General features: G+C 45.2%; 17 protein-coding genes. 10 read left to right on the plus strand and 7 right to left on the minus strand.

Features of this window, described 5'->3' with window-relative positions; translation table 11 throughout:
• The first annotated feature begins 186 nt into the window (after positions 1 to 186).
• Positions 187 to 2,322, plus strand: a complete 2,136-nt coding sequence (locus tag AC1DFM_RS23840) for a GH92 family glycosyl hydrolase (RefSeq protein ID WP_477079269.1) — start codon at positions 187 to 189, stop codon at positions 2,320 to 2,322.
• 94 nt (positions 2,323 to 2,416) lie between these two features.
• On the opposite strand, the gene AC1DFM_RS23845 is transcribed toward AC1DFM_RS23840, so the two are convergent.
• From AC1DFM_RS23845 to AC1DFM_RS23860, 4 genes are all read right to left on the minus strand, one after another.
• Complete coding sequence (locus AC1DFM_RS23845; RefSeq protein ID WP_477079270.1) at positions 2,417 to 4,267, minus strand: RagB/SusD family nutrient uptake outer membrane protein; 1,851 nt, start codon at positions 4,265 to 4,267, stop codon at positions 2,417 to 2,419.
• A gap of 11 nt (positions 4,268 to 4,278) precedes the next feature.
• The gene (locus AC1DFM_RS23850) at positions 4,279 to 7,365 is read right to left on the minus strand and encodes a SusC/RagA family TonB-linked outer membrane protein (RefSeq protein ID WP_477079271.1); all 3,087 of its coding nucleotides are present in this window, start codon (positions 7,363 to 7,365) and stop codon (positions 4,279 to 4,281) included.
• Between the two features lie 77 nt (positions 7,366 to 7,442).
• A complete protein-coding gene (locus tag AC1DFM_RS23855; protein WP_477079272.1) occupies positions 7,443 to 8,492 on the minus strand; it encodes a FecR family protein in 1,050 nt (349 codons plus the stop codon).
• Between the two features lie 86 nt (positions 8,493 to 8,578).
• Positions 8,579 to 9,205 carry an RNA polymerase sigma factor gene (locus tag AC1DFM_RS23860; protein ID WP_477079273.1) on the minus strand — a complete coding sequence of 209 codons (627 nt, stop codon included), beginning with the start codon at positions 9,203 to 9,205 and terminating at the stop codon, positions 8,579 to 8,581.
• A 244-nt stretch (positions 9,206 to 9,449) separates the two neighbouring features.
• Here AC1DFM_RS23860 and AC1DFM_RS23865 point away from each other — a divergent pair, with 244 nt between their 5' ends.
• The 4 genes from AC1DFM_RS23865 to AC1DFM_RS23880 all read left to right on the plus strand — a co-directional run bounded on the left by AC1DFM_RS23865 (position 9,450) and on the right by AC1DFM_RS23880 (position 11,994).
• Positions 9,450 to 10,022, plus strand: coding sequence for a hypothetical protein (locus AC1DFM_RS23865; RefSeq protein WP_477079274.1), 573 nt, complete (start codon positions 9,450 to 9,452; stop codon positions 10,020 to 10,022).
• A 10-nt stretch (positions 10,023 to 10,032) separates the two neighbouring features.
• Positions 10,033 to 10,317: a winged helix-turn-helix domain-containing protein gene (locus AC1DFM_RS23870; protein ID WP_477079275.1), complete on the plus strand. Its 285-nt coding sequence runs from the start codon at positions 10,033 to 10,035 to the stop codon at positions 10,315 to 10,317.
• 208 nt (positions 10,318 to 10,525) lie between these two features.
• The gene (locus AC1DFM_RS23875; RefSeq protein ID WP_477079276.1) at positions 10,526 to 11,206 is read left to right on the plus strand and encodes a hypothetical protein; all 681 of its coding nucleotides are present in this window, start codon (positions 10,526 to 10,528) and stop codon (positions 11,204 to 11,206) included.
• A gap of 38 nt (positions 11,207 to 11,244) precedes the next feature.
• Complete coding sequence (locus tag AC1DFM_RS23880) at positions 11,245 to 11,994, plus strand: SDR family NAD(P)-dependent oxidoreductase (RefSeq protein WP_477079277.1); 750 nt, start codon at positions 11,245 to 11,247, stop codon at positions 11,992 to 11,994.
• A gap of 68 nt (positions 11,995 to 12,062) precedes the next feature.
• On the opposite strand, the gene AC1DFM_RS23885 is transcribed toward AC1DFM_RS23880, so the two are convergent.
• A complete protein-coding gene (locus AC1DFM_RS23885; protein ID WP_477079278.1) occupies positions 12,063 to 12,449 on the minus strand; it encodes a winged helix-turn-helix transcriptional regulator in 387 nt (128 codons plus the stop codon).
• A gap of 140 nt (positions 12,450 to 12,589) precedes the next feature.
• Here AC1DFM_RS23885 and AC1DFM_RS23890 point away from each other — a divergent pair, with 140 nt between their 5' ends.
• Entirely contained in the window at positions 12,590 to 13,537 is a 948-nt protein-coding gene (locus AC1DFM_RS23890; protein ID WP_477079279.1) for an NmrA/HSCARG family protein, read from the plus strand.
• 108 nt (positions 13,538 to 13,645) lie between these two features.
• Here the strand turns inward: AC1DFM_RS23890 and AC1DFM_RS23895 are convergent, their stop codons facing one another.
• Entirely contained in the window at positions 13,646 to 14,518 is an 873-nt protein-coding gene (locus tag AC1DFM_RS23895; protein WP_477079280.1) for an AraC family transcriptional regulator, read from the minus strand.
• Positions 14,519 to 15,195: 677 nt separating this feature from the next.
• Here AC1DFM_RS23895 and AC1DFM_RS23900 point away from each other — a divergent pair.
• The 4 genes from AC1DFM_RS23900 to AC1DFM_RS23915 are packed head-to-tail and all read left to right on the plus strand — an operon-like array spanning position 15,196 to position 22,368.
• Complete coding sequence (locus tag AC1DFM_RS23900; protein WP_477079281.1) at positions 15,196 to 18,462, plus strand: SusC/RagA family TonB-linked outer membrane protein; 3,267 nt, start codon at positions 15,196 to 15,198, stop codon at positions 18,460 to 18,462.
• An 11-nt stretch (positions 18,463 to 18,473) separates the two neighbouring features.
• Positions 18,474 to 20,402: a RagB/SusD family nutrient uptake outer membrane protein gene (locus AC1DFM_RS23905; protein ID WP_477079282.1), complete on the plus strand. Its 1,929-nt coding sequence runs from the start codon at positions 18,474 to 18,476 to the stop codon at positions 20,400 to 20,402.
• A 30-nt stretch (positions 20,403 to 20,432) separates the two neighbouring features.
• Entirely contained in the window at positions 20,433 to 21,662 is a 1,230-nt protein-coding gene (locus tag AC1DFM_RS23910) for a DUF4959 domain-containing protein (RefSeq protein WP_477079283.1), read from the plus strand.
• A gap of 10 nt (positions 21,663 to 21,672) precedes the next feature.
• A complete protein-coding gene (locus AC1DFM_RS23915; protein ID WP_477079284.1) occupies positions 21,673 to 22,368 on the plus strand; it encodes a DUF4998 domain-containing protein in 696 nt (231 codons plus the stop codon).
• Between the two features lie 99 nt (positions 22,369 to 22,467).
• Here the strand turns inward: AC1DFM_RS23915 and AC1DFM_RS23920 are convergent, their stop codons facing one another.
• Positions 22,468 to 23,034: a Crp/Fnr family transcriptional regulator gene (locus AC1DFM_RS23920; RefSeq protein ID WP_477079285.1), complete on the minus strand. Its 567-nt coding sequence runs from the start codon at positions 23,032 to 23,034 to the stop codon at positions 22,468 to 22,470.
• Positions 23,035 to 23,049 lie beyond the last annotated feature (15 nt).

The raw sequence follows: 23,049 nt of genomic DNA on the forward strand, positions 1-23,049 counted from the left end.
AGCTGAATATCTAATTAACTATTTTTAATAGTAAATTACCTGTAAATAGTGTTATTCTATGCCAACCGCGTTTCCATCGCTTTGATTAATACTATTTTTTGAATACATTTATCGGTGCCTAAATCGGTTTAGCAATCCTGTAACACACGAAAAGGATACTCATTACGAAACAAAAACAAGTGCATCATGAAGGGATTCCACGTTCTATTATTCTTGTTGCTGGCTGCAACCGCCAGCAGTCAGCCGAAAACGGCTTATACAAAGTATGTCAATACGTTTGTGGGTACCGCACCTCTCACAGATCCTAAAATCCTCGGCTATGAACTGCCACAAGGCTGGAGATCCTGGGCTGGCCTCACCTTCCCCGGCAGCTCATTACCCAACGCCATGGTACAACTCAGTCCCATGACCGCCTATGGCTCCGGCGCCGGCTATCAATATGAAGACAGCATCATTTACAGCTTTACCCATACCAACAAAGGACACTGGAACTTGTGTAATATTCCGGTGCTCCCGGTATCTCATCCCGGCGAAACCTTCCGTTCCCGGTTCTCTCATAAAAAGGAGAGCGCCGCACCCGGATATTATCAGGTATACCTGGATGACTATCATGTAGACGTACGCCTCACCTCCACCCTGAGATGCGGCTACCACCAATATCAATTCAAAGACGCCCACCAACGCCAAATCCTGTTTGACCTGGCCAAAGCCAATAACCACGTAAATGGCTGGGATATGGAAAAAGTAGGCAATAATGCCCTACAAGGCTACCAACAAACAGGTGAACGTATCTTCTTCTACGCCATCCTGAACACCAATATTGCCAAGCTCAATATTCCTAATAAAGGCAATGCCGATGGCTATGCTATAGTCACACTGGTAGACGGTACCGGCCCGGTAGAAATGAAAATAGGCATCTCCTTCGTGAGCACCATGAATGCCAAAGAAAACCTGGAAAAAGAAATCGGCAAAAAAACGTTTAGTGATATCCGTAAGGAAGCCACCGAAAAATGGGAAACGTTGTTGTCATCTATACAGGTGAAAGGTGGCACAGAAAAACAAAAAGGCATGTTCTACTCCTGTCTGTATCGCTCCTTCCTCTGGCCTGCCTTGCGCAGCGATGTGAACGGCGACTTCACCGACACCAAACACAACGTAGTAAAAACTGATTTTAATTACTATACAGAACCCTCTCTCTGGGATACGTACCGGAATAAAGATGTGCTGCTGGGACTGATCTCTCCACAGGTTACCCTGGATGTGATTAAGTCGATGAAGGATGTGGGAGATAAGAAAGGCTTTATCCCTACTTTTTTCCATGGCGATCACGGCTCCTCCTCCATTGCCGGCGCCTACCTCCGTGGTATTGATAAATTCGATATCAAAGGCACCTATGAAATACTGCTGAAAAACGCCAATGTAGAAGGTGGCGCCAGACCTTTCATCAAAGAATATATCGAGAAAGGATTTATTTCCGATCCGGATATCCAACATCCACATGTAGAAAGCAAGGGAAAAGCTGGTGTATCTAAAACATTGGAATATGCGTATGACGACTACTCTGTAGCACAGATCGCGCAAAAACTGGGGGACACCGCCAATTACCGCATTCTCATGGCCAGGTCAAAAAACTATAAAAATGTATTTGACCCGTCTATCCGGTTTATGCGGGGTAAACTGGCCAATGGCAGCTGGATTGAGCCATTCAACCCACAGTATCCTTACTATGAATACATGTTCCGCGAAGCCAACGCATGGCAGGTATCCTTCTTTGCACCACATGATATGCCCGGCCTGATTGCGCTGTATGGCGGTGCGGATGCATTTGAATCCAAACTGGACTCCTTGTTCACCGTTCCCTGGAACCCACATTATATTGCCAGAAACGTAGAAACCATGATAGGCCAGTACTGCCATGGTAACCAACCAGACCACGAAGCGCCTTTCGCCTACTACTTTGTAGGGAAGCCGGCGAAATCCCAACATATCATTGACACCATCCTGAATACCCTATACGGCATCGGCGATGATGGCATTGCCCTCTGCGGCATGGACGATGCGGGTGAAATGTCGGCATGGTATGTATTCAGCGCCCTAGGCTTGTATCCTTACTCAGCTACTGACCCCAATTACCTCGTCACCGTTCCCCTCTTTGACGAAGTGAAATGGAAAACGGCCACCGGAAAATGGCTCACCATTTCCAGACCCGCCACAGGCAGAAATTTGACGGGTATCAAAGTAAACGGACAGGAAAATAAAGGATACTTTGTGTCGCATGATTTATTTAAGAATGGCGGCACGATAGAAGTGAGCACAAAATAAATTACGAATTACGAATTACGGATTTGTGGGTAGATAGTAAACGCGAAAATCACCTTCGCTCATATCTACCCACAAATTCGTAATTCTTTCTATACTATCTTCCCCAACCAAAATTCTGTGTCAGCGTAGGCATAATCGCTGTTTCAGAAGATGGAATTGGCGACAGGTAATAATTTACCGGGAATACGCGGGTACCACTCAGTAATGGAATACGGTTATAGAATTTATCTTTCTTCTCCATAATACTCAAACCTGTCATCTTCATTTGTTCCGAACTCGTGGCTATTAACCAACGTCTGATATCATAATAACGGGCGCCTTCATAAGCCAGCTCAATTCTCCTTTCATTCTGGATACGTTTTCTCAAGCCTTGCTTAGTGTTGTCAGCAGTGGTAAGCGGCAACGATGGCATCCCGACCCTGCTTCTCACCTGGTTGATGGCATTGAATGCTTCCGTATTAGGACCAAAGTATTCATTCATGGCTTCTGCATACCATAACAACACATCTGCATAACGGATAAATGGAAAGTTCCGGTAGTTGGTATTCGGACGGTCCTTCAGGTTCTGCGTAGGATCATTCCACTTCTGTACATAGTAACCAGTGCGGGTGCTCTGTCCACTTTTGCCCCAGCCATCCTGGTTACTGCCCAATGTGTTGTTGAATTCAGTGATCACGTTTCTCCCCAGCAATGGCATACCATTAAAATACTGATCCGTGTAGAACCGCGGATCACGGTTATAATACATCTGGTTAATATTCACCGTTACCGTTTGCCATTGACGGTTTCTGAATACCTTCATGGCGGTGTCTACAAAGCTACCTTCCGCATAGCCGGAGGCAGGATCTGAAATAGGCAACCCATTTTTCATTTCATAGGCATCAATCATTTCCTGTGGTGTACTGATATTACCGGAGCCACCATAGTCGGTACCGGTAGGCATGGTACCTGCTTCCCAGTTAGTCCCCGGGGTTGGGCTCCCTTGTTTAAACCAGATCACTTCTTTATAATCGCGTTTATAAAATAGTTCCTGGCGGTTAGCTCTCAGGCTGTACAGGTTCAGGTCCATCACTACTTTGATAGCGTCCAACGCGGTTTTCCACTTTTCTTTGTTATAGGTGGTATTGAAGATCAGCGTACCATCCAGGTTCTTCACGCCTAAAATGGTGGTCTTCACGCTTGCTCCTTCTACAGCAACAGGCGTGTTATCAATTTCGCCACCATTAAATAATGGGCTGGCAGCATATAATAACGTCTTCGCTTTTAATGCCAGCGCAGCACCTTTGGTAGCACGTCCTACATCCTGATCGGCATACTCAGCAGGCAATGCGGCGGCAGCTTCATCACATAACCGGATAATGAAAGCGACCGTTTGATCTACCGTTGCCCGGGGCAGCTTCAGCGCTTCCTCGTTTTGATTCACGGTGAAGTAATGATCCACGATAGGTACGCCACCATATTTTTCAAACAACAGGAAATAGTAATAGGCGATCAGGAATTTCACTTCTCCCTTGTATCGGGGAATGATCACAGTTTTATATTGCGTAGCCTGGTTATCATCTTTTACCGGTACTTTATCGATGTTGCTCAGGAAGTGATAACCGATCCTTATTTCGCGGTACATCTGATCGAAGATACGCATGTCATCGTTGGTGCTGGTCCAGCCACCGGTAATGTATTTGTTCGCTTTGGCCTGTGTCTGCGTAGGATAGCCTTCATCACATACCAGCGAAAGAATAGCACCATCCGGGGTACCATCAAAGTCCCAGTTGAGATCACCATACAGTACCGCTACTTCTTTTTCTGCTTGTGATACATCGGCAAATAAATCTGCTTCTGTATAAAATTCCTTTGGTGTAATATCCAGGTAATTTTTACAGGATGGCATTAAGAGGCAGAGCGACAAAAATGCAGCAATTTTTTTATTGGTATTCATCTTAAACATAATCAAATCTTTTACTTGAAGGAAATACTCAGACCCGCGTTGTAAGTACGTACCAGCGGATAGTTAGGCGTTGCGTTATCTTCTTCCGGATCAAATAATCTCAGGGTAGTCCAGGTCAGCAGGTTGTTACCATTTACATAGACACGAACATTCCGCAGGCCGATATTATTGATCCAGCTATCAGGCAGGTTATAACCAATTTCCAGGTTCTTCAGGCGTACATAGTCTGCCTTCCAGAGCCACTGCGTAGAATGTTGGGTGTTCACCACATTCTTCAACGCCATTAAGCGGGGATATCTCGCATCTGGTCTTTCTGGTGTCCAGTAGTTATCTTTCCAGTCGGTGAGCAGGTTAGAGAAATCATTCTGCGGACCAAAAATAGCCGGACCTGCTACATCAATATAGCGACCGAAAGCACCCTGGAACAAGGCAGAAATATCAAACCGTTTGTAGGAAGCCGACAGCGATACACCCAGGATTTGTTCCGGTTCGCTCACCTTGTTGCCTAAATAAGTTTGATCATAGCTGTTGATCACCCCATCGCCATTCAGATCTTTGTAACGGATATCGCCCGGCTGCATTACGCCAAACGAACTCTGATTAGGACCTTTGGCGATATCTTCTTTAGACTGGAAGTAACCATCTGCCACATAACTGTTGATAGAATTAATGCGGGTACCAGTCACCTGCTGCCAGGTTCTGTCGGGCATCGGTATTTCCAGGTATTTGATGATCTTATTTCTGGCAAAGGAATACGTAGCTTTTACCTCATATTTGAAATCTTTCGWTAACCGGTTTCTATGGCCCAGTTCAAATTCAAATCCATGATTATCTACAATACCACCATTTAACTTAGGGAAAGTAACCAGTCCCAGGAAGCCGGAGATAATAGGGGAAGATGTTTGATAGATACCTGTTCTATGTTCATAGAACACATCACCGGTGAAAGTGAACAAACCGTTTTTCACGGAGAAATCGGTACCGGCGTTAAACTTACGGGCGGTTTCCCAGGTTACCAGTGGATTACCGGCGGTAGATTCCACTGCACCCGGCATCACGTTATCGTAGTTGGTACCAAACGGATAGCCTTTAGCGTTAGTATTCCAGCTGCTCTGGTAAGCGAAACGTGTACCAGGGTCCTGATTACCCACTTCACCGGCAGACACGCGTATTTTCAACATATCCAGCCAGCCTTTTGATGACTCCATGAATTTCTCTCTGCTTGCTACCCAGGCAGCAGAAACCGCCGGGAAGAAGCCGAAGCGATGACCTTTCGCGAAGTTTTCCGAACCATTGTAACCGAAGTTGAATTCAGCGATGTAGCGGTCGTCATAGTTGTAACCAAAGCGACCGGTTAAGCCCTGCTGACGATAAGGTAATGCTCCCGTAGCACTGGTAGAGCGTACTGATTTGGAAGTAATCAGGTACAACAACATACCGGAAATATTATGCTTGTTGAACTTCCGGGAATAGTTCAGATAAAATTCGGGGTTTACGTTATAATAGTAATTCTGGTTGTACAGGGCATAGTTCAGGAAATCCTGTCCGTTGCTGTAAATCTGGTACTTATTATTTCCCTGATAGGTATAGGTATAATATTTACGTGAGCGATAATAACCATTCGCATTAAAAGCATCGAAAGAAAACCGGGTTTTAACCGACAAGCCTTTCATGATGGCATCAAGGCTACCGCTGAGGCCTACCGTACCCTGCGCATAAAAGGAGTTAGGCTTCTGATAGCCTCTGGCAGTAAGCTCTCCGTAAGGGTTCTTATAGTTGGCCACTTCCGCAATAGAGCCGTTGGGGTTAGTTACCGGCATTACATAGGGAGGTGTTTGTTTCAGCATGGTAAAGAATTCGTTCTGATAGATATCAGGCATTACCTGGTTACGTACAATGGTAGATAATCCCATTTCGGCAGATAACCAGGAGCTCAGTTTCACATCTACGTTAGAACGGAAGTTGAATCGGTTTTCTACGTCCTGGGTGTTATATCCGGGCATGTCGGCGGTTCTTTTATAGATACCGTTTTCATGGAAGTACGAACCGGAGATAAAGTATTTCAGTCCGCTGTTGCCGCCGGAGATATTGGCATTGGCTACGGTGCGGTAGGAAGCGGGCTTCAGCAGTTCGTCTATCCAGTTCACATTCGGATACAGGTATTTGTATTCGAGGCTATCGGCCCAGTTGAAGGAAGGATCGTAGCGGTTGATATAGTCATCGGTATACAGGGAAGCTTCTGTATTGGCGCCATCATTGAGCAAGCCTTGTTTGCGCAGGCGGAAGAAGTCGGCCGAACGCAGGTAGTTAGGCAGTTTCATCGGTGTTTTCACGGCCTGTTCTACGTTGATTTGCACTTTAGGTTTGCCGGTTTCTCCTCTGCGGGTAGTGACCAGTATTACGCCATTGGCGCCACGCACACCATAGATAGCAGTAGCAGAAGCATCTTTAAGAATGGTGATATTGGCAATTTCGTTGGGATCTATGAATTCGAAACCTTCTCTTGGTACCCCATCAATCATGATCAGCGGGTTGTTGCTGCTGGAGTAGGTGGATTGGCCTCTTAGCCATAATTTGGAACCATCCTGCCCGGTGGCGCCGGTCGACTGGCGCGCAATGAGGCCCGGGAGGCGCCCTACCAGCGCATTGGTGAGGTTTGACACAGCAGAAGCTTTCAGCTCTTTGGTTTCAATAGAAGCCACAGAACCGGTGAGGGTGATTTTGCGCTGGTTGCCGTAACCTACTACTACCAGTTCATTCAGGATAGCGGGATCGCCTTTTAGTCTTACCAGCAGCGTGTTGGTTTTTTCTGACAGGCGGGTATCTTTTTCCTGGTAAGGTAAGTACCCAATGCTGGTAAAGGTGAGATCATAACTAACGCCAATGGATAAGTTACTGAATGAAAATCCCCCGGTGGTATCTGTTTGTGTAGCTGCCGCTACTTTCAAACCTGATTTCACCACCACCGACACCCCTGGTACCGGGCTGCCTTTTTCGTCCAGTACAGTTCCCCTTAACAGGGCCACCTGCGCGGATGCTGCGGTGGAAAGCAGAACGAGGAAAAGATAAATAAGGAGGTTGATACTACGCTTTTTCATGATGCTGTTTCGTTTTAGACATAGCATATCCATATCGCTGTGACAGCAATGTTTGCTACGGTCTTTTTCCGGAAGATTTATTGTTTATGAATGTAAATGTTGTTATCGCTGATGGTGTAACTCAATTTATTCAGGCTGCACAACGTGCGCAGAATGGTTTCCAGCCCGTTTCCACTGGCAGGGAAGCTTCCTGTAAAATGATAAGCGGCCACTTCTTCATCGGCGCAAATAATGTTTTTACCGTACTGTTGACTTAATACGCTGAATATATTACCTAATGTTTCTTCTTTGAAATTCAGTCCGCCTGCGGTGCTGGTGGCGGCATGATGGTGGCTGGCTGGTGTGGCAACCGCTGGTATAGTGGTTTTATGCTGTAAGAAAACTGTTTCGAAATTTGCCGGTTTCACTTGCAGTACTTGTCCCGGCTGGAGGATGATTTTTTTCGTATAGCCGTTACGCATAGGCTCTACGCTCACTTTCCCTTCCAGCAGATGAATCTGCACGGTGTTGTGAGCAGGGGCACTGATCCGGAATGTTGTTCCCAGCGCCGTGGTTTTTATCTCGTTACAGGTAACGGTAAAGGGAAATTCCTGATTTTTTACCACCGAGAAAAAGGCATCTCCCTGTAGTTGAATATTTCTATCTGCCTTACCAAAAACCCTGGAAAAGCGCAGCACGCTGCCTTTCATTAACCGCGCAGCGGAACCATCCGGCAGCGATAAGGTGATAGTGGCATCGGCGGTAAAAATGGAATCTGTTGGCAGGGTAGCCGCATATCCGGTAGCATTTCCTGCCTTTTTTGCGGATACTAACGGCCATATATAAACGATTACCAGCGCTGCCGCGCAGGCAGCTGCGAGTCCGGCCGCCCATTTAACGTATAGGCGTTTAGGTGAAGGAGCTACATAAACGGGGGCGGTAGCGGCCAGCAAGCGGGCCAGTACGCGTTGATCTGCTTCGGGTGATAATGTGGATACTTCCTCGTCTACCGCGCGGTGAAACGCTTCCTCCAGGGCCTGTTTCCACGCGGGATTCCCTTCGTTCAACAAAGTATACAGTCGCTGTAGCTCAGCTGCTGAAGCAGTGCCTTCCCGGTATTTTGCAATGAGTTTATTTAGCTCTTCCATCCATGCTCTTTGTAGTAAAGACTGCAGGAAGTGAAATAGGGGATAATATTCAGTATTAAGGAATTGTTAACAAGATGTAATTTTCCTCAGGCGCTTATCCAATAAGCATTACAAGCCAATGCTACCAAAAGTGTACGGGAAGAAGGCGGCATTTTAACCGCATTTTCATCCAGGTATTTCTTTAACATGGCGGTACATTGCTTGAGGTAGTCTTTTACAGATTGTATGCTGATACCGGTAATGGTGGCAATTTCTTCGTGAGATTTGCCTTCGAAGCGAAATAGTTGGAATACTTTCTTTTTCTGTTGGGGCAGGCGTTCTATGGCGTTATGTAACAGGGCTACTTTTTCATAATAATCATCATCTTCTTCGGGCTCTCCGGCCAGGTTCAGGCTATCTTCCGGCCATTCGGCCATCAGTTCCACCACCTTACTTTCGCGGACACGTTTTTTCAGGTAATCGATTGATTTGTTATAACTGATGACAAAAATCCAGTTTCCCAAAGCTTTGATGGTGCTGATTTCTGTGCGCTTATTCCATACTGTCAGAAACACTTCCTGCAGAATATCCTCTGCCATCATGGGATCTTTCACCATCTGTGTAATATTCCGGAATACGCCGTGTTTATATTTATGATAGATGTCAACAAAGGCGGTTTGTTCGCCTGCTTCCAGCAATTTCACCAGCGCTGCATCTTCCTTGTTATTGCCCATCGTGTAACAGTTACCTTTTAAAAATTGCGGCACAAAGGTAGAAAATAAGCCTACCGCTTATGAACAGCTTTTATTATCTCCTCGTTAAATTACAGATATATTACAAAAACTTATTCTTTACCGGATATTTTCGTTGGTGCGGTTACGTTATATTTCCTGCCCAATTTCCATTTTTCAGCCCGCTTAAAACATTTTTTTGTTTGCGTCGCAAACAAGATCTACATTCGTAAGTAAAAACAGCATCATGAGTGCAGTGGAAAATGAAATGCATCCTTTACAAAGTCTGAAATTAATTTCGGACGTCATTCTGCAGACTAAAGACGAGCTAAAGAACTATGGCTTTCTTTATTTGGTATGGGGATGGATCATTGCGGTGGCAAGCCTGGCATTCTTTGTACTGCATACGTTTACTGCCACCTCCTTGTTTTTTCTGCCATTTCCGTTGCTGGTAGGCGCAGGTGTGTTGATTACCGTGCTGTATTACCGGTCAGCTCAAAAAACGGCGGAAACCTACCTGGCTGGCTACTTGAAAAATTTATGGTTTGTACTGGGAATCTGCTTTGTGCTGACAGTATTTATTAGTCTTACCCAAAAAATACAGCCTTTTACCTTTACCCTGCTGATTGGTGGTGTGGGCACACTTGTTTCGGGATTAAATCTCCGTTTCAAACCATTGATGGCGGGAGGGATATTGTTTTTTATATTTGCGGTAATCAGTGTTTTCCTTGATGAGATGTATCGTCCGCTCATTCATGGCATTGCTGTGATGCTGGGGTATCTGGTCCCCGGGTATTTGCTTAAATATTCCAAATCATAATTAACGTTGCATGTTTAGTGATCTTGATCCTGTTTTAAATACACCCGTAAGATTGGCAATTGTTTCGGTATTGATAAAAATGAAACAGGCAGATTTCAGTTATTTAATGGAAGTAACGAAAACTACGCAAGGTAATCTGAGTCACCAGATCAAGAAATTAAATGAAGCGGAATATGTGGAAGTGATCAAAACATTTAAAGGTAATTACCCGCATACCATTTGCAAACTCACGGCCAAAGGGAGAAAAGCATTTGAAAAGTATGTGGAGGACATCAAAAAATATTTGCATTTGTAACAACGGACCATGTAAGTATCAATCAACAACACGACTAAAAAGGGGCTTTTTTTAACGGGCTAAAATCAGCCTTTTTTTTAGTCTGTTTTAGTTTGCAATACAAACAAGATTAATAAATAGAATTAAAAAAGGGATAATAGCAAAAGGGAATACGGGCTTCCCATTGTTATTACCACGCACTGTCATCATCGTTTAAATAGTATTCATTATGAATGTAACAACAAACCTCCCAGCCGGGAAACGTTATCTGGGGCCACATCCGGGCATATTGGCGATTGTATATATCGTACTGTTTATGGCCAGTATTATACTGTTCTCGGTGTTTGCGCATGGCGCCACTTTTCCCTCTCCATTTAGTGACCTGGGAAAATTCCAGCAGCTGGTGAAAGATTTCCCGGCAGCATTGAAAGCCAATGCACTGCTGCAGGTGGCCAGTGCAATGCCATTGGGGATCTTTACGGCCGCTATTGTCAGCAAAACAAGATCCCTGGGTGTAATGGCCGCGGGCCCTAACCTGGCGCTGTTTGGAGGCATCACGGCGTCGTTGTTCGTAAGTCTCTCCGGAGTATCCAGCTGGATCATTGCTCAACCGGGCGTCATAGAAAATGTGGAGATCGTTCGCGTACTACGGCTGCTGGGATTTGCCACCGGAGGCATTACACATGCCATGGCGCTGGGCTTACTCATGGCCGGCATTGCTGTTCCCTGTTTGCTGAGAAAGTATACACCTGCCTGGATGGCGTGGCTGGGAATCATACTCGGCTTCCTCGCACAGCTATCTATGTTCGGCCTGGTATTAGATTCCGCATTTATACTGCTGCCCATCGTTCGCTTTGGATCTTACATCTGGATGGTGAGTACCGGATTTTCGTTGATGAAAAACAAATAGTCAGCCCCCTTTCTTTTTCAACCATAAAGCAATTAACAATGACGAACAAAGTAATTCTGATTACGGGCGGCACTGCCGGTCTGGGCGCTGATGCAGCCCGCGCTTTTGCCGCMACAGGTGCTAAGGTAGTGTTCTGCGGCAGACGCGCTGAAACGGGTCTTGCCCTGGAAAATGAAATCCGTAAAATTGGTGGAGAAGCTACTTTTATCCAGGCCGATGTAACCCAGGAAGAACAGGTAAAGCACCTGGTAGATGAAACCATTCGCCGCTATGGGAAATTAGATGTAGCATTCAATAATGCAGGTGGCAATGCGGGCAATACCCCCATAGAAGATACCACTGCCGAACAATTTGCTGCCACGATTCAACTGAATCTGACGGGCACCTTTTATTCGCTAAAGCATGAAATACGGGTCATGAAAGCCGCTGGTGGAAGTATCATCAATACTGCCAGCACTGCAGGTTTGAAAGGCGTAGGGCAAAACATTGCGGGTTATGTAACCGCCAAACACGGGTTGATAGGATTAACCAGGGCCGCCGCATTGGAAAATGCCCGTCACCAGATCAGCGTAAATGCAATTGCACCAGGCGTGATTCAAACGGAACAGTGGCTGGAGAACATAAAAAAAATACCCGGACGCCTGGAAAAAATTGCCGAAGCCATGCCTACCGGCAAATTGGCTACACCAGCAGATATTGTACCGCTCATTTTATTCCTTGCTTCAGATAAGGCTAAGTTTATTACAGGCGCTGCTTTGCCAATAGACGGGGGTCTATTGGCGGGCTGAAAGCAGTTTCCTCTATCGCGATAAATAACGGGGCTACGCTTAGAGCGTGGCCCTTTCTATATCACTGCTTACTTCGCCGGCACCGCCACTCTCACAAACTCCCCCCTTTCTGTGGCGATCTGATTCCCCCAACCAAAAAGTGCGTCCAATACCGGCAGAAATGTTTTCCCAAAATCTGTTAAACCATATACTACTTTAATAGGCGGCTTATTGCCATATACTTCTCTTGACACCAGACCATCATCTTCCAGCTGTTTTAACTGTAAACTCAGCGTTCTTTCCGTTACGCTGGGCATCTCCTTTCTAAGCTCGTTGTATCGCTTATAATCATCTTTTAAATGGTAAAGAATCACCGTTTTCCATTTACCCCCCACGAAATCCATCGCCAGACTCACCGTACAGGGATATAGTTTATCATTGACTTTTATATAATCGCTTTCGCATTCTACTTTCATCATTATTGGTTTTAATGTACCTATCCAAATGGATAGGTATTGCAAAGCTATTTAACTATACTTAGTTTTGCAACTATAAATTTTATAGTACTAAAAATTGATAGCGAAAACCAACCATTTCACTTTAAAAACAGACACCAATGACACAACAATATAAACCACTCATCACCATCGCAGGCGTTTTAGGGAAGCAAGGACTCAGCGCTGCACGCACGTTACTAGCAAGCGGACGTTATCGGGTACGCGGTATCACCCGCCGTATTAATTCACCGGAAGCGATCAGTTTAGCGGAACAAGGCGTTGAACTGGTGAGCATACCGCTGGACCTCGGATATCAATCCGAATTTATAGACGCCTTCCGGGGCTCCGACAGCGTGTTCCTGATGACACCCAGCATTGCACCTCCTGCCACCCATGAAGCGCAACTGGGTAAGGAACTGGCCGATGCCGTAGTAGCAGCCGGCGTACCGCATCTTATCTTCAGCAGCCTGGAAAATGTACATACCATCAGTGGCGGCGAAAAATTTGCACCGCACTTCACGGATAAGGCTAACGTGGAAGCCTATATCCGTACACTTCCTATTAAGCGTACCTTTATTTACATGGCCTTCTTTTATACCAACCTGGTGGAATTTTACACACCTTATCAAAAAGACGATACGCTGGTATTCCCCATCTATCTGCCCAAAGACTTCAAAGCGCCATTTGTGGACCCGCTCACAGCTACCGGCCCTGCCGTGCTGGAAATTCTTTCAAACCCCGACAAATACACGGATAAAGGACTCCCGGTTATTGGCGAAATCATTTCTCCGCAGGAAATGGTAGACACCTTTGTAAAGGTTACCGGCAAAAAAGCGGCATACGCTTCCGCTTATACACGGGAAGAACTATTGCAGCATTTCCCGCACTTCGGTGAAAATGAAACGTTGGTACAAGAACTTACCGGTATGGTGTCATATGCTTATGAGCATGGCTATTATCAGTCCACACGCGACCTGGAATGGAGCAGACAAATAAACCCGGATAGCGTTACATGGGAACAGTTCTTGCACAACACCGGTTGGGAAGGTGAAAAAAGGGCGTACTGATGGAAAGCTGTTAGCTTTTAGCAAATGTAGCAGAAATCATATTATGCCGATCTTCGCTGCATTTGCTAAAAGCTAAAAGCTAATGGCTAACAGCTGGCTGCTGGCTGCTTACTCTGCCAGCTTCAATTTATATTCTCTCGGGGCCATCCCTTTCTCCCGTTTAAAGTACCGGTTGAAATTAGTTAAACTATTGAACCCACACTGATAGGCAATTTCTCCGATAGACTGCTGATCCGTGGCAATCAACTTGCATGCCTGCGTGATACGCACTTCATTTACGAAGTCAACGAATGTTTTCTGCGTACGTCCTTTGAAGTAACGACAGAATGCCTGCTTATTCATATGTATCAATGCGGCTACCTCATCGAGGCTAACAGAAGAAGCATAGTGATCAAATACATACTTGAATACTTTGTCCATTCTTTCATTATCACGGCTCGTATACGTATTAACATAGCCGGCACCAGCCAGCAGCGTATATTCTTTTGTGGTACATAATAGCTGTATTACTTCCAGCAACAAAATAAGTTTTCCCGGTCCGGGTGATTTGTGCGCCATTCGCAACAACAAATCCTTTAACCGCTCCTTTGTACGTCCTTCAAACTTCATTCCCTGTCCGGACAACTCCAACACCTGCTTTAATTTTTTCACATTGAAAAAATGCGAAAACAGTTCGGTCAACTTTTCAGGATGGAAAAATAAAGCCACTGACTGCGCCGGCGCTTCTTCTCCCTTCCTCCTTTCTGCGGAATGATTATACCACACATGAGGAATGTGTGAACCCAGTAATGTCAACTCCCCCGGCTCGAAATTCTCTACACAATCCCCTACCACTTTATGCCCGGCACTCTTCACAATGTAAGTCATCTGACACTCCACATGAAAGTGAAATTCTGTTGTAAAATAAGGCCGCTCAATCAACCTGGTAGTAAACACTTCATCCTCCAATCCTTCCAGCACCTTTGCGTAAATAGGTTTCATATTACTGTTTTAAAATGTCATTTAACACCATCACTTACGATACAAAATGTATCAGCAGCGAAAATCAACGTCCCTTTAAAATAACGATTTTGCCGATAAAAAAAATCCTTCAATTAGCTCCAAATTGTCATTATGCACCGATTGCTTTTGTATTTATGCTAAAATACGCCTAATAATGATCACCAGAGATGAAGGCATCCCGCATTTTTCGGAATACTTTCGTAAGTAATAAGACATGTCCGTCATTATTCCATCAAATGAAAAACCGCGTATGTAGTGATCATGTATAAGGGATGCATTGGACAGCTGGATATGGCCTGAAAATGGGTGTCCAATGGCCCGTCGCGTTATGATGAATTAAACTGTTATGAAAGGTAAAACCCTTATTTAGTCTTATTAACATCAAACCAAAACCATAAAAATAAATATCAACAAGTATTCGCCCCTGTACGATTAAACGTATGTGGCAAGATGTAGTACCTGTGTGTGTGTCCGTACAGCCGAATCAACGAAAGTTTAATACTTATCCGATAGCTCCATCCTGTTAAAATTTCTCTGCCGTATCAACGCGTGGTGCGGGAGAGCTATGCACCAACAAGGCCTGGAGTATCGCGGTCATTCTCATTGCCACTTTTAATCAATCAAAATCATTTCTTCATCTTCACAATTCATCGTGTATGTTAAAAAAGCTACTATCAGGCTTTGCATTTCACTTTATGATCCTCTGTTGTTGCCTGCTATCTTCAACAGCATGGGCGCAGCGTAAATTTCCCGTTATCGGAAATGTAACAGATCCTTCCGGCAGTCCATTACCCGGCGTAAGTGTATGGGTGTCCGGTACAAAATCCAATGGTACTGCCACCGATGCCAACGGTAAATTTGTACTGGATGTAACTGACGGAACAGTGCTCCTGTTTAAATTCGTAGGTTACACCGGAGACACCGTCCGGGTTACCGCACAAAACAAAGAACTCCGTATAGTGCTGCAACCCGTTAAAACTGTACTGAAAGACTTTGTCGTAACGGCCTTCGGAAAAAAGCAGATCAAAGAATCAGTAGTAGGATCTGTAGTAACGATTAAACCCGAAGCCCTGAGAACAGCGGGCAGCAACCTTACCAACGCTCTCGCAGGACAGGTAGCGGGCATTATAGGCGGACAAGCAAGCGGTCAGCCTGGCCTTGACAACTCTAACTTTTTTATCCGTGGTGTTACCACTTTCGGCTACCGCCAAAATCCACTGATTCTCATCGATAACGTGGAATTGACGTCTAATGATCTGGCCCGTTTACAGGTAAATGATATTGCCAGCTTCTCTATACTGAAAGATGCCAGCGCCACTGCATTATATGGTGCAAGAGGCGCCAATGGTGTTATACTGGTGACTACCAGGGAAGGTAAAGCCGGCAAAACAACGCTCAACTTCATCCTGGAAAATGCCATCTCCAAACCCACACAAACCATCAAGCTGGCAGATCCCATTACCTACATGAAATTGTATAATGAAGCAACAGTGACTCGTGATCCACTACAGCCATTGCCGTTTGATGCAGACAAAATATACAATACACAGCGAACCCTTAAAAATGAACCCGGAAGTAATAAATATGCTTATCCTGCGGTTGACTGGCTGGATATGCTGTTTAAAAAATCTGCCAACACCCAACGGGCGAACCTGAATGTGAGTGGCGGCGGCGATATTGCGCGCTTCCTCGTGTCAGGATCTTTTAGTAACGACAACGGTATGTTAAAGAAAAGTCCCGCCAACAACTTTAACAACAACGTCAACTATAAAAACTATCAGCTACGCTCCAACGTTAACGTAAAGCTTACTAAAACAACTGAACTGGTATTACGCCTCTGGGGTAACTTCAACGACTATAGTGGACCAGTTACAAATGATGCGTCCTTTTCATCCGATCTCTATAGCGCGGCTATGCATACCAGCCCTGTACTCTTCCCGGCTTATTACGAACCCGATACGGCTAACCGCCTTACCCAACATATTCTTTTTGGTAACTCCAGTCAGATGGGTAGTGCTGGCCAGATGGGTGTTGGCTACTCCAACCCTTATGCGCAAATGCTGAGAGGATACAAACGTTTTTCTGAATCCCGTATGTCCGCCACCGTTGAATTGCACCAGGATCTGGATTTCCTTATCCCCGGTTTAAAATTCCAGGGCTTTCTCAATACCAACCGGTACTCCTACTTCGATAACAGCATGGCGTATAACCCTTTCTACTATACGATATTGCCGCAGGACTATAACAAAGTCACCAACCAATACGGCCTCACCTGGTTAAACTCGCTGCCAGGCGGCGTATTCCAAGGCAACAGTGGCTCTGGAAATAACGGCGCCGCCACTGAATACCTGATCTATTCACCAGGAAATAAAGACGCCAGTACCTTCCTTCAATTCCAGGCGCAACTGGAATATGCCAAACAAATAAATGACCATAATATTTCAGCTTCGCTGATTGGGGTAAGACAACAAAAGCTCATCGCTAATGGAGTAGATCCGGTTACCTATCAACCGAGTCTTCAATATTCCCTCCCCTACCGAAACCTAAACCTGGCAGGAAGATTAGCCTACAACTATCTCACCAGGTACTTTGTGGAATTTAACTTCGGCTACAACGGCTCCGAACGTTTCTCCGAAAATCACAGATATGGCTTCTTCCCCACTATTGGTGCTTCGTGGATGGTGTCCAGGGAAAAATTCTGGGGCGGTGGTATTGCTGAAATTGTCAACTCTCTCAAACTACGCGGCAGCTATGGACTTAGCGGTAATGACGATATTGGACAGCAACGCTTCTTCTATTTGTCCGACGTAAATCTCAACGCCGGCAATGGCGCTTATTTTGGTCTGAATAATAGCTATAACAGAAATGGCGTCAGCATCAGAAACTACGAAAACAGAAATGTTACCTGGGAAACAGCTAAGATTTATAATGCCGGCATCGAACTGACTATATTCAAGGACTTCGACTTCATCGCGGAATACTGGAAACAAGACCGCAGCAATATCCTGATGAAACGAAACATCCCCTCCAGCATGGGCCTGGAAGCAGACATCCTCACCAACAAAGGAACTGTGAATGTAAAAGGGCTGGATCTGACCGCCAACTTCAACCACGACTTCTCCCGCAACCTGCGGGTGCAGATCATGTCAAACCTTACGTTCTCAAAAGGCACCTATGGTATTTATGAAGAACCACAATATGCGGAGGCATGGCGATATGTTTCCGGCACCATGCTCAATCAGCAATTTGGTTATATCGCAGAGCGACTGTTTGTAGATGACAAAGAAGCAGCTGCCTCTCCCAGTCAACAATTTGGCGGCAACACCGTCAAAGGTGGTGATATTAAATACCGCGATCTGAATGGTGATGGCCGCATTACCGTGGCTGATATGGCGCCAATAGGTTATCCTACCGTTCCACAGGTGGTATATGGTTTTGGTTTCTCTTTAAACTATAAAGGCATTGAGTTAAACACCCGCTTCCAGGGACAATCGAGGGTATCCTTATTTGTAGATCCCAGATCAGTAAGTCCATTTGTGATCCCACCTTATCCACAGGTACAGGGACAGTCACAGGTATTACAGGCCTTTGCTGACAATCACTGGTCAGAAGATAACCAGAACCTGTATGCCCTCTACCCCCGACTGGGTACAAGCGCACAGGCCATAGAAAATAATCTGCAGAAAAGTAGCTGGTGGCTGCGCGATGGATCATTCCTGCGATTGAAAACCGCAGAAATTGGATATGCCTTACCACCCGCTCTCTTAAAAAAGATAGGATTACGTTACTGCCGGTTATATGTGAATGGCATGAACCTCTTTAATATCACCCGGTTTAACCTCTGGGACCCTGAGCTGGGAGGGAATGGATTCAACTACCCCATCCAGAAATCATATAACCTGGGTATCAACATCAACTTATAAAATGCCGTACCATGAATAGCTACATAAAAAATAAAACGGTTCGTATACTCGCTGCTTTTCTAATATTGCTATCTGCTGAAAGCTGCAAAAAATACCTGGATGTAACGCCTGAAAATGTAGGTACCATCGACTATGCCTTCCGAAACCGAAATGAAGCCGAGAACTATCTGTTCACCTGCTACAGCACCTTGCAGAACATGGCCGATGTATTAGGTGATCCGGGGTTTACAGGTTCAGCTGAAATTGTATACCCTAACGACCTATCAGAAAGACCTATCTCAGACGGCGGCTTTCAGCTAATTCGCGGGAACGTACAAAACATCTCGGCTCCCATCCAGAATTACTGGGATGGATGGAACATGGGACAAAATCTCTTTCAGGCGATCCGCCGCTGCAACATTATGCTGGAAAACATCGATAAACCAATTGATCTGAGTCCCAGCGAAAAAACACGATGGATTGCGGAAGTAAAATTCCTCAAAGCATACTACCACTATTACCTTGCGAAAATGTACGGCCCTATTCCCATCTATAAGGTAAATCAAAGCGTAACAGCGCCGATAGAAGAAATCCGTGTAAAAAGAGCCCCCGTAGATTCAGTATTTAACTATGTGGTACAGTTACTGGATGAAGCAGCGCCCAATCTCCCGGAGCAAATAGGAAACATCCAGAAAGAATTGGGAAGGATTACCAAAGTCATTGCGCTGTCGGTAAAAGCAGAAGTACTGGCTACACAGGCAAGTCCGCTGTACAATGGTAACGCCGATTATGCCAGGTTTAAAAACAAAGATGGTCAACAGCTGTTTGCCCCCACATCAGATCCGGAAAAATGGACCAGAGCAGCAGCAGCCTGCAAAGCAGCTATTGACGCGGCCATCGCAGTTAACCAAAAGCTATATACGTTTATACAGCCCGCCAATCTTCCGCCAATTAACGATACCATCAGACGGGTATTGACCATTCAAAATGCGGTCACCGAAAAATGGGATCTGAATGCAGAAGTTATCTGGGCATTAAATCCCGGCTTTGGTTATCAAACTTTCTGTATACCAAGATTGACGACTAAGGCGGTGGCTAATTCTATTACTGCGCCAGGCAGCTTCACAGTCCCGCTGTCTACCACCGACTTATTCTACACCGATAAAGGCGTGCCCATGAACGAAGATAAAACATGGGATTACAGCCGGCGCTTTGACCTGCAGGCCGGCGATGAAGGCAACAAATACTATATCCACAAAGGATATACTACCGTTAAAAATAATTTCGGCAGAGAAGGAAGGTACTATGCCAACATTGGCTTCGATGGAGGCGTATGGTTTGGTAATGGTGTAACAGACCAGGATAATGCATTATACATCGAAGCAAAAGGACCTGAGTCTAAAGCAGGACCTAAAGACCGGGTAAGGATTAATGTGCTGGGTATCTGGCCGAAGAAACTGGTGAGCTATCTGACTGTTTTTGATGATGGCGTGCAGCAGTCTTCTTATCGCCTGCCCCGTATCCGCCTGGCTGATCTCTACCTGCTATATGCCGAGTGTTTGAATGAAGCCAACGGCCCTACCCAGGAAGCCTATAATTATATTGATCTGGTGCGGCAACGCGCCGGTTTGAAAGGTGTACAGGAATCCTGGTCGAAGTACAGTAATAACCCTACCAAACCATCTTCTAAAACAGGGTTACGTGAAATCATTCATCGCGAACGTCGTGTAGAATTGTGTTTTGAAGGAAAGGCAGGCTGGGATCTACGAAGATGGAAAGAATTATTACCGGTGCTTTCCAATCCTATCCAGGGATGGAGTGTTTATCAAAAAACAGATAATAATTTTTATACGCAGCAAACGCTATTCATTCCTGCTGTCACCACAAAAGATTATTTCTTTCCGCTGTCAGACTACGCGTTATCAAACAATCCTAACCTTGTTCAAACGCTGTACTGGTAATTACTTACATCCATTTTAAAAAGAATAATTATGCGTGATAAATATATCTTCCATAAACTGGCCGTGATAGTGGCTATTTTATATTTTCATCTCTCCTGTTCAAAACCTATTGATTATAATCAACCGGTTTCGAATGATAAAACAAAGCCAGGAGTAATCACCAACATTAAAGTAGCCAACTTCAAAGGCGGCGCTTATATCACTTATGACCTGCCTAAAGATGGCAACGTATTATATGTAAAAGCAGAATACATCATTAATACGAACACCGGAAAAAGCAGGCAGACTAAATCCAGCTACTATAGCGATTCTATTACGGTAGAAGGCTTTTCAGAGAAAAAGGATTATGAAGTGAAATTAACCGCTGTTTCCCGTGCCAACATAGAATCGGATATCGTAAAAACGCAGGTTTCTCCTGATACGCCGGTCTATCGCCTGGTGGCTAAAACAATCCGGATGCAGGCTGATTTCGGCGGACCCAATGTTCAAACCAGCAATCCGAATAAAAAACCGGTAGGGGCTGTCCTGCTATATCAACCCGATGGTGCTGATAAATATTCCATCTATGAGCAAAAGTACAGTGACCTGGAAAAGATCAATTTTTCCACCCGCGGATTGGATACGCTGCCTAAAAAATTTGCTGTTTACATCACAGATCAGTGGGGCAACAACTCTGATACCGTATATCAGACCATCAGCCCTTTGTATGAAATCCAGCTGGATAAAAGCAAATTCTTCACGAATGAATTACCCAGTGATACCAAAGTAGGCTTCGGCTGGGTATTACCCAACTTATGGGATGGCCGTACAGATGGTTCCGGCTGGCATACCGTCCTGGAAAATGTTCGCTTACCCATTGCATGCACCTTTGGTTTAGGCGTATATGCCAAGCTAAGCCGGTTTATACTATATGGAAGGAGTGGCTACGAATATGGACACGGAAATCCGAAAGTATTCTCTTTATGGGGATCATCTAAAGAAGCACCTGCAGATGTATACCTGCCGGTATCTGCTCCCGAAGGCGCAATATTAGGAGATTGGGTAAATATGGGTAATTATACCTGGCCCGGCCCTCCTTCCGGCGCATTCCCTACCACCCCAACAGAGGCTGACAAAGCCGTCTTTAACAGAGGCCTTGAGCTAAACGTACCCTTTACCTCGCCCAAAGTAAGATTCCTGCGTTTAGCCGTTGCCGAATCCTGGTCGGGTGCCCCTTTTGCTCACGCCATGGAAATAACAATATATGGAAATACTAAATAAATTCTCAAACATGAAACAACGCCTCCTCTTCATACTATTGGTTTCCGTTACATTTTTCAGCTGTACAAAAGATGGGACCAAATACAGAGACCTGCTGGGAAACAATGAGATCACCTACCCCGGACTCACCGGCAACTTCAAAGCTATCCAGGGCAATCTCCGGATAAAACTACAATGGTATCCCAGCCCTGATCCAAACATAAAAAAATATGTCATTTACTGGAACAACGGGCTGGACTCTGTTTGGCTGAACAGCACCATCCACAGTACTACAGATAGCGTTAGTACTATTATCTCCGGCCTCAATGAAGACCTCCTGAACTTCACGCTGTATACGGTAGGAGAAAAGAACGAAAGATCTATCGGGCAAACACTTTCTGCCGTCAGAATTTATGGTCCCCTGTATACGTCTTCGCTCGTCAACCGCCAGACAGACGGCAACAAGGCGCCGGAAGCCGTGGATGATCACACGTATAAAGTGTTCTTTTCTCCTGTTGACACGGTACTTAACATTAACACGGCCATCTCTTATGAAGACAACCAACATCAGATCAGGACCGTGAACCTCTCTCCCAAAAGCAATGAGGCATTGCTGGAAATGGCCACTGCTGGCACTAAAGTGGCCATTCGTTCGACATATGTCCCTGTTAAAAACGCGATTGATACTTTTAATGTAAACTATAGCGACACCCTGTTGCTGCAATAAGACGGGAAGCAATAAAAGAGGCCGTATCATTTACGATAATGATACGGCCTCTTTTTATTACCTCTCGAATACATTTTAATAGATACCCACCACCACTAATCACTTCCCGGAGAAACGACTCAGCGTCTCCCGGGAAACGCCAAGATAAGCGGCAATGAGCGTTTTGGAAACCCGCTGAAAAAGCCGCGGATACTGTGATAACAGCAKCTCGTAACGCGACTGAGCATCATTACTCAACAAGGAAAGAATCCTTTGCTGCTGGGCAACAAATCCGGTGGAAACTTTCATCCTGAAAAAATGCTCCATTTTATGGGAAGCCTCACATAGCTTTTTTTTGTTTTCGAGAGATATACACAGCAGCGTGGTGTCTTCCAGACAAGTGATGTTCAGTCGCGCTGGCGTTTGCTGTGAATATGCCAGATAATCGGAGATCCACCATTCTTCCATGGCAAACTGTAAAATATGTTCCTTGCCTGCGTCATTGACATAGGCAGCCTTCAATAACCCACTCTCCACAAAATACTCCTGCTGCACTTCACTGCCCTCCTGTACCAGATACTGATGCTTCTTTAATTTCTTCGTGGTAAAATAAGACAGCACCTGCCCAAACTCAGCATCCGTCAATGATATAATAGCGGCGATATGTTGTTTTAACACTGTACTCATTTATTGCTGATTTAC

This window comes from Chitinophaga sp. 05T412 (genome assembly GCF_056396465.1).

Bases quoted from the DNA above. Each gene is read 5' to 3' on its own strand.
- AC1DFM_RS23840 (WP_477079269.1), top strand. From the start codon at position 187: ATGAAGGGATTCCACGTTCTATTATTCTTGTTGCTGGCTGCAACCGCC.
- AC1DFM_RS23845 (WP_477079270.1), bottom strand. From the start codon at position 4,267: ATGTTTAAGATGAATACCAATAAAAAAATTGCTGCATTTTTGTCGCTC.
- AC1DFM_RS23855 (WP_477079272.1), bottom strand. From the start codon at position 8,492: ATGGAAGAGCTAAATAAACTCATTGCAAAATACCGGGAAGGCACTGCT.
- AC1DFM_RS23860 (WP_477079273.1), bottom strand. From the start codon at position 9,205: ATGGGCAATAACAAGGAAGATGCAGCGCTGGTGAAATTGCTGGAAGCA.
- AC1DFM_RS23865 (WP_477079274.1), top strand. From the start codon at position 9,450: ATGAGTGCAGTGGAAAATGAAATGCATCCTTTACAAAGTCTGAAATTA.
- AC1DFM_RS23870 (WP_477079275.1), top strand. From the start codon at position 10,033: ATGTTTAGTGATCTTGATCCTGTTTTAAATACACCCGTAAGATTGGCA.
- AC1DFM_RS23875 (WP_477079276.1), top strand. From the start codon at position 10,526: ATGAATGTAACAACAAACCTCCCAGCCGGGAAACGTTATCTGGGGCCA.
- AC1DFM_RS23885 (WP_477079278.1), bottom strand. From the start codon at position 12,449: ATGAAAGTAGAATGCGAAAGCGATTATATAAAAGTCAATGATAAACTA.
- AC1DFM_RS23890 (WP_477079279.1), top strand. From the start codon at position 12,590: ATGACACAACAATATAAACCACTCATCACCATCGCAGGCGTTTTAGGG.
- AC1DFM_RS23895 (WP_477079280.1), bottom strand. From the start codon at position 14,518: ATGAAACCTATTTACGCAAAGGTGCTGGAAGGATTGGAGGATGAAGTG.
- AC1DFM_RS23900 (WP_477079281.1), top strand. From the start codon at position 15,196: ATGTTAAAAAAGCTACTATCAGGCTTTGCATTTCACTTTATGATCCTC.
- AC1DFM_RS23905 (WP_477079282.1), top strand. From the start codon at position 18,474: ATGAATAGCTACATAAAAAATAAAACGGTTCGTATACTCGCTGCTTTT.
- AC1DFM_RS23910 (WP_477079283.1), top strand. From the start codon at position 20,433: ATGCGTGATAAATATATCTTCCATAAACTGGCCGTGATAGTGGCTATT.
- AC1DFM_RS23915 (WP_477079284.1), top strand. From the start codon at position 21,673: ATGAAACAACGCCTCCTCTTCATACTATTGGTTTCCGTTACATTTTTC.